Annotated in this window: 8 protein-coding genes and 1 pseudogene; 5 read left to right on the forward strand and 4 right to left on the reverse strand. The window is 56.2% G+C overall.

Annotated features, from left to right (window positions below; translation table 11 throughout):
* Nucleotides 1–65: 65 nt before the first annotated feature.
* Nucleotides 66–344 carry a hypothetical protein gene (locus C451_RS06475; RefSeq protein WP_007738995.1) on the reverse strand — a complete coding sequence of 93 codons (279 nt, stop codon included), beginning with the start codon at nucleotides 342–344 and terminating at the stop codon, nucleotides 66–68.
* 484 nt (nucleotides 345–828) lie between these two features.
* On the opposite strand from C451_RS06475, the gene C451_RS06480 reads away from it, so the two are divergent.
* Nucleotides 829–1,989: a glycosyltransferase family 4 protein gene (locus C451_RS06480; protein ID WP_007738997.1), complete on the forward strand. Its 1,161-nt coding sequence runs from the start codon at nucleotides 829–831 to the stop codon at nucleotides 1,987–1,989.
* A 118-nt stretch (nucleotides 1,990–2,107) separates the two neighbouring features.
* Nucleotides 2,108–2,248, forward strand: a pseudogene (locus C451_RS22000) (IS5/IS1182 family transposase); the annotation flags it as partial.
* A gap of 17 nt (nucleotides 2,249–2,265) precedes the next feature.
* On the opposite strand, the gene C451_RS06485 reads toward C451_RS22000, so the two are convergent.
* Entirely contained in the window at nucleotides 2,266–3,573 is a 1,308-nt protein-coding gene (locus C451_RS06485) for an IS4 family transposase (RefSeq protein ID WP_007739000.1), read from the reverse strand.
* Nucleotides 3,574–3,731: 158 nt separating this feature from the next.
* Between C451_RS06485 and C451_RS06490 the strand changes: the two genes are divergently transcribed.
* Nucleotides 3,732–5,069 (forward strand): IS4 family transposase, encoded by a 1,338-nt coding sequence (locus tag C451_RS06490; RefSeq protein ID WP_241431212.1) that lies wholly within the window; start codon nucleotides 3,732–3,734, stop codon nucleotides 5,067–5,069.
* Between the two features lie 903 nt (nucleotides 5,070–5,972).
* The gene (locus tag C451_RS06495; protein WP_080503526.1) at nucleotides 5,973–9,872 is read left to right on the forward strand and encodes a S8 family serine peptidase; all 3,900 of its coding nucleotides are present in this window, start codon (nucleotides 5,973–5,975) and stop codon (nucleotides 9,870–9,872) included.
* Nucleotides 9,873–9,912: 40 nt separating this feature from the next.
* Here C451_RS06495 and C451_RS06500 read toward each other — a convergent pair whose 3' ends face one another.
* A complete protein-coding gene (locus C451_RS06500) occupies nucleotides 9,913–11,040 on the reverse strand; it encodes a glycosyltransferase family 4 protein (RefSeq protein ID WP_007739006.1) in 1,128 nt (375 codons plus the stop codon).
* Nucleotides 11,041–11,226: 186 nt separating this feature from the next.
* On the opposite strand from C451_RS06500, the gene C451_RS06505 reads away from it, so the two are divergent.
* Nucleotides 11,227–12,300, forward strand: a complete 1,074-nt coding sequence (locus C451_RS06505; RefSeq protein WP_007739008.1) for an NAD-dependent epimerase/dehydratase family protein — start codon at nucleotides 11,227–11,229, stop codon at nucleotides 12,298–12,300.
* Nucleotides 12,301–12,390: 90 nt separating this feature from the next.
* On the opposite strand, the gene C451_RS24380 is transcribed toward C451_RS06505, so the two are convergent.
* The gene (locus tag C451_RS24380; RefSeq protein ID WP_080503527.1) at nucleotides 12,391–12,708 is read right to left on the reverse strand and encodes a winged helix-turn-helix transcriptional regulator; all 318 of its coding nucleotides are present in this window, start codon (nucleotides 12,706–12,708) and stop codon (nucleotides 12,391–12,393) included.
* Nucleotides 12,709–12,928 lie beyond the last annotated feature (220 nt).

Here is a 12,928-nt window from a genome sequence, read left to right on the forward strand (position 1 = left end):
GTGTTTCAGATTGGCTACATATGGCTACCAGATGTCGGCAGGATTGGTATTGAGTGCGCCCGTCATCAGCTGCCCCAGACGTTCTCCTCTTTACCTGCCTGCTCGTCGGTGTCCGGTGCCGTGAGATGCCGCTTGTCGAATTCCGTCTCCGATTCGATAAAGGGATAGTGGGGCTGAATATAGTGGATGATGAGCTTGTTCGGTTGCTCGCTCGCCGCGCGTTGGGCGTACTTCGTGACCGTCTCGGGGAGCATTGTTCCGTGCTCCTCATTCCAGCCCTCTTCCCGCCAGATGTTGATAGTGTAGTATAGTGTCGTGTCGATTTCGTCCCGGTTGTGGTACAACTGTGGATTCGCTGTTATAAACTGTATCGCGCAGGTCGCACCCGCCGAAGTTCGCTTTTAGGAACTCCGTCGTACTCGTTCCCTGCGTGTGGCGGTATTCGAGCTGCCCTGGAAGCTCCGCGTAGCGCTTGAACATATCGTACCGACAGGCATCGAGGATGACGAGATTATCTCAATCTTCGGTAAAAATATCGATTCCCTTCGGATTGTACTGCCGCCGGTTGAGCCGCCGAAGGTACAGCGGTTTGTGTGACGGATAATGTGTTTCGGATTCCTTGCTGCGTGGTACAGTTGTAGGAGGAATGTTCATGCAGAATCGCACCGTAGACGAAAACAACAATCATCCGGTTCCCGTCGTTTCGGTGCATTGCGCGAGGCAACAGAAATACTTCTATCCCGCATGATACACAGTCACGCTGAATGAACCAGACCGCATCGCTTTAGGCTATTCCCTGGCTGTAATCAGCACAGGAATTTGAGACACATGAAGATCTGTTTTCTCGTTAACGAACTCGCCCCGGCAGGAGCGCAGACGCTGTTGCTTGATATCGTCCGCAACACCGATGCTGACGACATCGAATATACCGTTTGCTTCATCGAAGGCGATGACTCACTCGCTTCCGACTTTGAGAATGAGGATGTTCGGGTCGTGGATTTCGGTGCCAAATTCAAGTTCGATCCACGAACGATCGGACGGATACTCCGGTTTTTCAGGCACAAGGAGTTCGATATCCTTCATGCACATCTCCCGTATTCACAGACACTGGGTCGTGTATTCGGACGTATTGGTGGTGTCAAACACGTTATTAGCACTCAGCACAATGTGCCGACAAACTATCACCCAATAACTGGCACATTCGAACGAATAACACGTCGACTTGATTCCCGGACGATCGCCGTATCAGAAGGCATCGAACGCGCGTTTACTGGGAGCGCTCGTCAGTACGAACCGAATCAGCGTGACCAGTGGTGCACGATTTATAATGGTGTTAACGTTTCAGAATTCAACGAACGGGTTATGGCAGCCGACACTACGATTCTCGAATCACAGTACGCAATCCGAGATGGGCCGATATTTCTGAGCGTTGGGCGGTACGTACCGGCGAAAGCACAACACGATCTGATAGCTGCGATGAACCGTGTCGTCCGCGAACAATCCGACGCGCAGCTGTTCATTGTTGGCTGGGGGGAGTTGGCGGACGAACTTCACCAAACCGTTGCGAATTTCGCCTTAGAGAACAATGTGACGATCACTGGTCGCGTGTCAAATGACGACCTCTATCGATTTTATTCCTGTTCTGATGCATTTGTTTCTTCATCGGTGCGTGAGGGATTGCCGATTGCCCACTTGGAGGCAATGGCTGCTGAACTTCCGGTCGTCGCAACGGAAATCCCTGGTGTTGAAGAAATCATTGAACATGGACGGACCGGATTCTTGGCTCCGGCACGGTCTCCCTCCGAGTTGGCCGATCGTATGATTGAGGTCGTGACGGCGGATGAGCCATTTGGCATGAACGGCTACGAGCGTGCTGCAGCCATGTTCGACATCGAGGATACTGCTGCAGCACACGTCGAACTCTACCGCGAGTTGTGTGGCAACACGCCGAAATTGAATAATATGCCGCGCGATAGAAAGCACATATAGGCCGATGCGGTCGCCTTTTGAGCTATTCATCGATGACTTCCCGACGGCTCCATTGAATCCACCGACGGCGTCGGGGTGAGTCGTCAGAACGATTGAGACGAAGCGGAAGAGAGTCTTTGTGCAGAAGATTCTCTTCCGCTTCGTCAAACAGGCTGTCTCGATTGCACGAAAACTTACTGATGCAGCACTGATCCAGATCAGCGATCCTGCCGGCAACTCCGTTGCCGGCTGGAAGCACGCCGTCCTGCACTGTCTCCGTGAACCATTCGTCTTCAGTTAAGCTGGAGAACCGCCACACAGCCCGGCATTCACCTCCTCCAACAGTGTGAGCCGTGACGGTGACGGCTGTCTGGCTTCTTGATACAGGATCTCACCAAGATTCGGCGGTGGATAACCGTAACCAGCGGCGATTTCCTGGAGAATGAGCTGGGCGAGCGACCGGAAGGTCGCCGCCCAGCGTTCCGTCGGGAACACGCATTCTTCGTCCTGTTCTTCGGCAGAATCCATGAATTCCCGAAGGATGGCTCTGCTGACTACCAGTGTCAGCAGAGCCGCCACTACCTGAATCTTCACGATATGAGCTTTCTCTGTCTCAAACTCATCCAGCGAGTACCGCGACTTCAGCTCCCTAAACAGCAACTCCACAACCCACCGGGCTCGGTACAGCGTGGAGATCTCGTCGGGATCGAACTCATCATGCGGCAGGTTCGTGATGTACAGCCGATAGCCGTCGTCGGCGTCCTCATCGCGGACGCCGACGACTCGCAACTGCTTGGTGTCCCACGACTTCACCCCGTTGTACACTCGTCGCTGGAAGGAAACTTCAACATCGATGTGCTCTCGGTACAGGTCTCCAACTACGTCGTAGATTCGTACGCCCTCAAGCGGAATGGCCCGGCCGGGCCATTCCTGCAACTCTTCGGTCACTACCGGGTTCGAACTCGCCTTGAGACGACTGACGAAGAAGCCGTCATTCTCGTCGATTAGCGCGAACCGACGGAACTTGAAGAAGCCACGATCCAGCAAGAACAGCCGCCCAGACAGCCACGAACCCGTTTCAAACAACGTGCTCTCGTGAGTGGTTTCGTCGGTGATCCCGTCGGAGATCACCGACTGCTCGGTCACGTTGTGGACGAGATAGAGCGTCAGTCCTGACTTGTTCTCATGAGTAGCTTTGAACTCCGAGAGAAACCGACACAACCGCACTATTGTCGCGTCATCAGCGATGACATCGCGGAATTGTTCGAACGCTGGAGTGAGAGTATGAGGGACAGCGACCTCCTCGACAGCGTGGTCGAGGAGGTCGCGAAGGAGTGTGGCCAGTTCTTCGGTAAACCGGTCGTAAAAGCTAGAGGGATAGACCGAGTGGTCGGTTGCGGCTTCGTAGGCACGGCGATAACCAGCGATAGAGCGGGCTTCGCCGCCGACGGCGAAGCCCACGACGAGCGTCCAAACGAGCATCCTGACGTCGATTTTCCGGTCACGGATGACAATCTCGCGCTCGCGTGCGAGGTCTTCAACCATCTGTGAGGGAAACAGCGAAGTCAGAAGAGAACGGATCGCTTCTGAGGAGAGGTCATCCATTTCACCCTCTCCTCATCGCTACTGCCACAGGTAGCCGTCGGCTTGCGATTCACTTCCTTAACCGAAGACGAATGGGCGGTGTCCATCCGTTCTAGGCTAACTCCGAGATAGCCGAAGAACGCCAGTTGTTAGCTTTCTGAGCGGCCGGTGGAAAGGGAATGAAGCTTCCACCGGATTCGGTGATAGAGGAACGATTGGTGAAGACGTTTCCGAACACCCGGCTGCGCGAGCTTGCTCGCGCAACCGGGCTGATCCAGCGCGAGGGCGGGAAACTGAAGGCTGACGCCCTCTTCTGGTCGCTAGCTATCGGCTTTCTCTCCGGCAACTACAGAACTCTTGAAGAATTCCGCCAGGAATACATCGAAACCTTTGGCGGCTCGCTCGAATACTCCTCCTTCCACGACTGGTTCATGCCCGCCCTCTGTGATTTCCTTCGAGAGGTCCTCAAGCGCGCCCTTGAGGACCTCGAACACGACAACGACCGTCTCCAAGGACGGTTCGAGCAATTCCGAGAGGTGTTCATCGCGGATGCGACCGTCATTACGTTGTATCAGTCGCTATTCGAGACGTTTCCCGGCTATGGTGACGACCACGCTGGAGCGAAGCTCCACGTGGTCGAAGCCGTCAGTAGCGGTCTCCCGGCTGAATTCACCATCACTGACGCGCGTACGCATGAGTTTACGCAACTCTCCACAGGTCCGTGGGTAGAGAATGCGTTGTTGCTGTTCGATCAGGCCTACTTCGATTATCGCACGATGGACCTGATCGACGCCAACGGCGGTTGGTTCCTCACGCGGCTCAAACCCAACGCAAACCCGGATATAACGGCTGAACTCAGGAAATGGCGTGGCGACGCCATTTCCCTCGAAGGCAAGCAGGTACAGGACATCCTCGACGACCTTCACCGCGACGTCATCGACGTCGACGGTGAAGTCAGGTTCAAACGACGCATCTACAACGGCACGCGGAGCCGTGCCGTCGAGACGTTTCGTGTCGTCGGCGTCTGGAACGACGAGGAAGAGCGGTACCAACTCTACATCACGAATCTGTCCGCTGAGGACTACAGCGCGCCTGATATCGCGAAGCTCTATCAGGCGCGCTGGGAGGCTGAGCTTCTCTTTCGGGAGCTCAAGACTACGTACGGACTCGATGAGATCAACTCGGGAAAACCGGAGGTGGTGGAGGCGTTGATCCTGATCGGGCTGCTTTCGCTCGTCGTGAGCCGCACACTCCGAGAACTGTTCATCGAGATTATCGAAGCACAGCAGGACGGCAGCGACGACGTGGAAGCGTCGTCGCTCCTGCCTCGAGAACGGTGGGCGCGAGCGTTCGGACGGCACAGTGACCGGATTCTCCGCCGAGTCGCCGAGCGACTCGGCTACGAGCCGCCGAAGTTGGTTGAATCGCTGATGAACGATGCGTTAGACCCGAACACGCACCGCATCTCGTTGCTTGACGAGGTGCGGTACGAACCGTTCGCCGCTGACCTCGCGTAATCCGGCGTGATCGGACTGGATTCGCGGGACTCTCCAGCTACAGCACTCGCGTTCAACGAACATCTCGGAGCGCTCACGCCGGTGAGCGCTCCTCAACGGGCTTTGATCCGGCCAACGATTGCGTTCTCCGATTGGAAGAGCAGATTCCCGATCAATTCGTCCCGGTCACGACGGGATTAGCCTAGAACGGATGGGGCGGTGTCCCATGATGCTGCGTCCTTGGCACTGAGGCCAATCAGAGCCACGCGTTCGATGACGCCATTGAATCATCGGCCTTCTCCACCCCGTTCTTTCTCCATGCTCCGGGGACTTAGCAGGCTTTCATACCATCAGAGCCCTTCCCGACTAAACGTCGCCCTCGTCGTGATGGACACCGTCCGCACTTGCGAGACCATCCGCGAGCGTATGCTGTCCTCCTTGAACCCGATCTCCTCGCCCGGACCGGCACCGAGTACATGGCTCCTCCGCACCTTCGATGGATGCGCTCCGCGAACGGGTTGGGATACTCACGGACGATGTCGAATGATTCGACCGCTCGCTCCGCGCCACTTGGGCCGACAATGAGAAACTGATTCGCGGATCGGACGGCACATAGAAGTTCTACGACTGCAAACTGATCCTGAGGAGCCATGAATCTCGCAACCAAACGCTCTGAATGAGTTGACCCGCTTGAAACTACGCTCGACGAGTGGCTCGATACGTTTGAACACGCCGATACGTCAGGTGAGGTTTTGATGACGCGACGGAAGCCCGCCTCGAAGATCTCGGATACATACAATAGTCCTGACCAAGCCGATACGATTCTCGACAGTACCACTCCCTTACTCTCGATACACAATCTGTCCTCTTGCTGTTAATTATAAAGATGAAAACAGTTATTATGTAGGCCTATTCGCTTAAACTATGCCAGAGATATCGTCTTTCGACAGGCGGGAATTTTTGAAAGTTGCGGGGACTGTGGGAATTCTGTCTGGATCGGCGGAAAGCACGCTTGCTCAACAATCGAACGAGAAACAAAACGAGCTGCTTGTCGGCGTCTCCCCGACCGCGAACGCGCGCCAAACTGCCCAGCAGGCGCTGCCGTCCGGAGCCCGGATCATCGACGAGAACGATGCGCTCGGCTACGTCAGAGCCGAGCTGCCCGATCGGTCTTCGGCAAGCGCAACGGCCAGCGTTGCTAGCTCTGTCGCCTCACGTCAAGGTGTCGAATATGCCGAGCGGAACGCCGTCTACGAGACGCTCGCCGTTCCGAACGATCCACGCTTCGGCGACCAGTATGCTCCAGAGATGGTGAACGCGCCAGCAGCGTGGGAGACAACATTTGGTGAGAGCGACGTGACCGTTGCGATTGTCGATCAGGGTATCAAATACGACCACCCGGATCTCGAAGCAAACGTTGCGGACGGACATGGACATGATTTCGTTGATAACGATAACGACAACGATCCGTATCCCGACACGCTTTCGGACGAACAGCACGGGACGCACGTCGCTGGTATCGTGGCTTCTGGGACCGATAACAATATTGGTATCGCAGGCATCAGCAACGCAACATTGCTCAGCGTCCGCACACTCGACAAATCCGAAACGGGGTCTGCTGCCGATATTGCCGATGGTATTCAGTGGGCTGCGGACAACGGTACAGACATCATCAATCTCTCGCTTGGTGGTGGATTCACCGAGACGCTCCAGAAAGCAGTCTCCTATGCTCATGAAAAGGGTGCATTGCTCGTCGCTGCGGCGGGTAATGATGGCGGCCCGGTCAAATATCCTGCAGCCTACGACGAATGTCTGGCCGTCTCGGCGCTCGATCCTGATGACAGTCTCGCCTCCTATTCGAGTAGGGGCCCAGAAATCGAACTCACTGCGCCTGGAACGAACTTACTCTCAACGTGGACCGACGATGGTTACGAGACGCTTTCGGGCACTTCGATGGCAGCACCAGTCGTATCGGGTATCGCGGCGCTCGTTCTTTCGCAAGAAAACCTCGCAAAGAAAGAGCTGCGCTCCCGCCTGAAGAACGCCGCTGTCGATGTCGGTCTTTCGAGCGAAGAACAAGGTAGTGGTCGCATCGACGCTGCTGTTGCAATGAAAGATGATGTATCGACGCTCAGGATCGACGGCACTGGATCGCGTACCGATTATTCCTTTTCGGTCTCCGGCAATCTCGACGGAAATGATCTCACCAGTGAGGACAACATCTCTGGATCGACGGCCACTGGTGCAGTCGGCTCCGGTGTCGACAGCTACGAATTTTCGGGCGAACTCATAGCGTTCTCGCTCGATGGGAAGGCAAACGTCATGCTCGATGGCGAGCCGGCCCACGTCGGCCAGCGTCCCGATCACGCACTAGTAATCAACGGGACTGGATCAACCACCGATTACTCGTTTACGGTAAGTGGTGATCTCGAAGGGGCGAGTATCACCGGTGAAGACACGGTTTCCGGTTCGACCGCCACCGGCGCGGTCGGTGGGGGCTCCGACAGCTACGGATTCACGGGCGAACTCATTGTGTTCTCACTTGATGGGAAGGCAAACGTCACGCTTGACGGCGAGCCAGTTCACGTTCGCCAGTATCCTGATCACGAACTGGTAGTCAATGGTACTGGATCGCGTACCGATTATTCCTTTTCAGTCTCTGGCAATCTCGACGGAAAAGATCTCACCAGTGAGGACAACATCTCTGGATCGACGGCCACCGGTGCCGTCGGCTCTGGTGTTGACAGCTACGAATTTTCGGGCGAACTCATAGCGTTCGATCTGGACGGCGAGGCAGGTATCACCCTTGACGGTGAATCAGTGCATATTAGCCAGTATCCCGACCACACACTGGTAATTGACGGTACTGGATCAACCACCGATTACTCATTCACAGTGAGTGGTGGCCTCGAAGGGACAAATCTCACCGACGAAGATTCGATTTCTGGCTCGACTGCCACCGGAGCGGTCGGTGGCGGTCGTGATAGCTACGTATTCACGGGAGACATCATCGCGTTCTCGCTTGACGGGAAGGCAAATGTCACGCTTGACGGCGAATCGGCTCGCGTTGGCCAGCGTCCCGACCATGCACTCATCATCGACGGGGCTGGATCAACCACCGATTACTCGTTTACGGTAAGTGGTGACCTCGAAGGGGGGAGCATCACTAGTGAAGACACGGTTTCCGGTTCGACGGCTACCGGTGCGGTCGGTGGAGGCTCCGACAGCTACGGGTTCTCGGGAGATCTTCATACCTTCAGCCTTGACGGCAACGCCACAGTACGACTCGATGGTGCAGTCATTGACCCAGCGCAGTATGGAAGACTTCTGACTATCGAAGGTTCCGGATCGTACATTAGCTATGACGTAACCGTGAGTGGCACCCTTTGGGCCGATGCAAGAATCACTGATGAAGACAATATCTCTGGATCCTCCGCTACTGGCGCAGTTAGCGATGGCCGCGACACCTATGCCTTTTCGGGTGCCGTTACCAGCATCAGTATCGATAGTGAGAAAATCGATCCTGCAAACAATCCTCCATATACCCTCACCATTGCGGGGACCGGGTCGTACGCTACCTACGATCTCACCGTAAGTGGCAACCTCGAAGCTCATACTGGGATTTCCGACGAGGACGAAATTTCGGGATCGTCCGCCACCGGTGCGGTTAGCAGTGGCCATGATATCTATGCCTTCTCTGGCAGTGTATCTGAAATGTCGTTTGATGGTGATGTAGCAATCTATATCGGTCAGAATTCATCGTCAAATATTGGTGTTCATAATGGTCTCAGCGAAACGAATTTCGACACTATAAATCGTATGGAGAAATGGCAAAACACTGACTACGCTGTCCAGAACCTGTTCGTTCCATGGAACACAGATAAGGGGCATATGAACTGGCTGTTTGACCACATCCTTCCGAAGATCTGGAATGCTGGCCGGACACCATTGATCACCTGGGAGCCGTACACGCCTGGCGCACGAACCGCTTCGGTCGATACCCAATCGCTCGTTGAGCAAAACGAATACGACGCCTACATTAAGGGTCTCGCCGACACTACGCCGAACGACATCGAGGTCCGTATCGGTAACGGCAACTACGACCGATACATCGATCGCTGGGCGGACCGACTGCAGAATGCTCTCTCGAAATCTGGCGACCGACAGGCGTATCTCCGACTCGCCCACGAGATGAATGGCGATTGGTATCCTTGGTCGCCGACCGTTGGCAATTCCAGCCCCTGGAGCTATGTCAGGATGTGGCGGCACGTCCACAACCGATTCGACCGGCAGGGAATCGATGACGACCTCCAGTGGATGTGGTGTGTGAATGCCGATGATGTCGGTTCCTACAAGGCTGAACAGCTGTATCCTGGAAACCGATATGTTGACTGGCTAGGCCTTGATGGCTACCAGTGGGGCCGAAGCCAGAATTGGTCGGCCTGGCAATCGCCGGAAAGCATCTATGGTGGGATGCTCGACAGATTCTCCGGCTTCGGCGACAAGCCGGTCTGTATTGCAGAGTTTGCTTCTTCCTCGAAGGTGAGTGTCGGCCACGATCCACGTCGTAAAGGAAAATGGATTCGCGACGCACTCGCATACTTCGAAAATCGCGGCGTCGATATGTGGTGTTGGTTCAACGAGGACAAAGAGACTGACTGGGCGGTGTTCAATGGGAAGCGTGGTACTGAACGGGTTAGACACAACGGAAAGCAGGTCAACGCGTACAGTGCCTATCGCGAGGCGATCGATGCGCACGCGACTATCAGCGGTTCGGCGACAGCAGAGTCGCGTGCCACAGGACAGACCGCTAGTGACGATTGAGTCGGCTGCAGACGGTTGATGCCGCTACACCGGATGGCGATCAATTGATTCGAACGGGCTTCCGGTGTTCCTCACAGAGCGCTTCCAGATGATCCGTCGTCCGTGCCACCGTATCGCTCCATGCATGCTCAGTAACGACCAACTCCCGTCCACGCTCGCTGTACGCTTCGCGACGTTCCGGTGACGAGGTCAGTTCGCTGAGCGCGTCGGCAAATCCCTTCCAGTCTCCGACAGGGACGGTGATTCCTGCTTTTTCGACCATCGGGACCAACTGTGCGAGATCACTCGTGACGGCCGGCGTCCCCGACGCAAACGCCTCCAGCACCGTTCGGGGAAGTCCCTCCGCGCGACTGGGAAGAACGAAGAGATCGGCCCCGCGGTAGAGTTTTGGCATCTCCTCGTGGGGAACCTCACCGAGAAACGCCACCGCATCGTCGAGTCCGCGCTCGGCGGCACGTTGTTCGAGGTCCGCCCGCAGTGATCCCTTGCCGGCGAAGTGAAGCCGAGCCTCGGGATGGGTCTCTCGGACTCGTTCAATCGCCGACAGCGCATCGCCCGGTCGCTTGCCCTCAACCAATCGACCGACGAACAGCACCGCAGGATCGCCCACGATGCGATCACTCTCCTCGCCTTCGGGCGAGAAGCGCTCGGTGTCGATGCCGTTCGCTACTACATGAATCGGCGCATCGACACCGAAATCGCCGAGCCGGTCGGCATCGGTTTCGGTATAGCAGAAGACCGCATCGGCGCTGTTGAATGTCGCACGCCCGAATGTGCGGAGATACCAGCGAAAGACCCACTCGGGGGCCGACTGCGAGTAGAGGCCGTGGTTCGTGATCGCGAGCGGGATCGAATTGAACCGTCGTTTGAGTGCTGCAAGATTGGTGGAGAAATAGAGATGCGAGTGGGCGTGCATCACGTCGTAGTCGTCAGCCTCATGGAGAAAGCGTGCGACGCCTGCCGAGAGACTGTTGCCGAGCGCTTTAGCAGTCGCGGGTCTGCGAATCACGGTGTAGCCGGCACGCTCTTCGCGGCGCGGGCGCGTTCCGTTGCCGATCGTGAGCACCGTCACGTCGTGGCCCATCGCGGCCTGGTCGCGACTCATCGCGTGGACGTGGTAGGTACCGCCGCCGACGACCTCCGGGTAGGTCTTCTGGGCGATTCGCAANGCGACTCATCGCGTGGACGTGGTAGGTACCGCCGCCGACGACCTCCGGGTAGGTCTTCTGGGCGATTCGCAAGATACGCATCTACCGGTTCTGCAATCAGACGGCTCAAAAGCGATTCGATGCGCAATTAGTGTATCCGTCCGATTCCGGTACGTTTTACCCGGTCCTCCGATTTCTTCGAGCAAATGATACTCGTCACCGGCGGCGCGGGCTTCATCGGCGGCCATCTCGCTGCCTCGTTCGTCAGCGCGGGCCACGATGTCGTCGTACTCGACAATCTCGATCCCTTCTACGATACCGACATCAAGCGCCGGACCATCGATGTCGCGCGCCAGGCGGCCGACAACGGTGACGGGTCATACGAACTCGTCGAGGGCGATGTCCGGGACGCCGACCTCGTGGCTGATCTCGTGGCTGACGCGCAGTTCGTCTTCCATCAGGCCGCACAGGCCGGCGTCCGCACCAGTGTCAAGAACCCCCGCCGAGTCGACGATATCAACGTCGAGGGCACGCTCAACGTGCTCGATGCTGCCCGAGACTCGCCTACCGACCGCGTCGTCTTCGCGAGCTCGTCGTCGGTCTATGGCAAACCACGCTATCTCCCCTACGACGAGGACCATCCGACGACGCCGGTCAGTCCCTATGGTGTCTCGAAACTCGCCGCCGAGAACTACGTTCGTGTCTACGGCGATCTCTACGACGTTCCGACGGTTGCACTTCGCTATTTCACCGTCTATGGGCCGCGGATGCGTCCGAACATGGCTATCTCGAATTTCGTCTCGCGGTGTATGAACNCGACGGTTGCACTTCGCTATTTCACCGTCTATGGGCCGCGGATGCGTCCGAACATGGCTATCTCGAATTTCGTCTCGCGGTGTATGAACGACGAACCACCCGTGGTCTACGGCGATGGGTCACAGACTCGTGATTTCACCTATATCGCCGACATTGTTCGTGCAAACGCGAAACTCCTCGAAACCGATGCTGCCGACGGCGAGGTGCTGAACATCGGTAGCACGGACAACGTCGATATCCGGACGCTTGCGGAGGTCATCCGCGACGAGATCGCCCCCGACCTTTCGATCGAACACGGCGAGCGTCAGGCTGGCGATGCTGAACACACCCACGCCGACGTGAGCAAGGCCGGTGACGTACTCGACTATGAACCGACCGAAGACATTCGTAGCGGCGTCGGCGAGTTCATCGACTGGTATCGAAAGAACCGTGAGTGGTACGAACCGCTCGTTCGCTCGTCATAGCAGTCCTTTACCCCGTCGTAGAACTCCAAAACCAATCTACGTCCATCAGTCATGGCTGGAAGTAGAATATCGCTAAGAGTGTCCGATATTCTACTTATCGAGCGTATTACGCCCTTTCTCAGTAACGTCATAGAGATTTGGCGCGACCTCGGTCAGAAAACCATGTTCGCGCATTCGAGTAATTCGATCCGAGACGTAAGGACGTGAAACATCTACNTCATAGAGATTTGGCGCGACCTCGGTCAGAAAACCATGTTCGCGCATTCGAGTAATTCGATCCGAGACGTAAGGACGTGAAACATCTACTACGTTTGCGACCAGTGTCGTTGTCGCTCGACCGTTATCACGTATTTCACGAATGATCGCGCGATCCGTCTCGTTCAGCCGCGGTTCCATTGTAGAAGCCATAGCTAGTGCACCTACAAGAACATATGGTGTGCATTGTTTTATACCCTTCACAGAAAACGCTTCACATCAACCTCTATATTTTGTAAACTCTTAAGTAGGCGACTCTCGCATACACTAGTAGGACTCCCACATAGCCACAGAATCTGTGGCCGGTGTTCAGACCACCGACCACGTGGGCAGTCCGTATCGAGTCGACCAGCCCATGTCCATAGAGACACAC

It is taken from the genome of Halococcus thailandensis JCM 13552 (genome assembly GCF_000336715.1).
GTDB lineage: Archaea > Halobacteriota > Halobacteria > Halobacteriales > Halococcaceae > Halococcus > Halococcus thailandensis.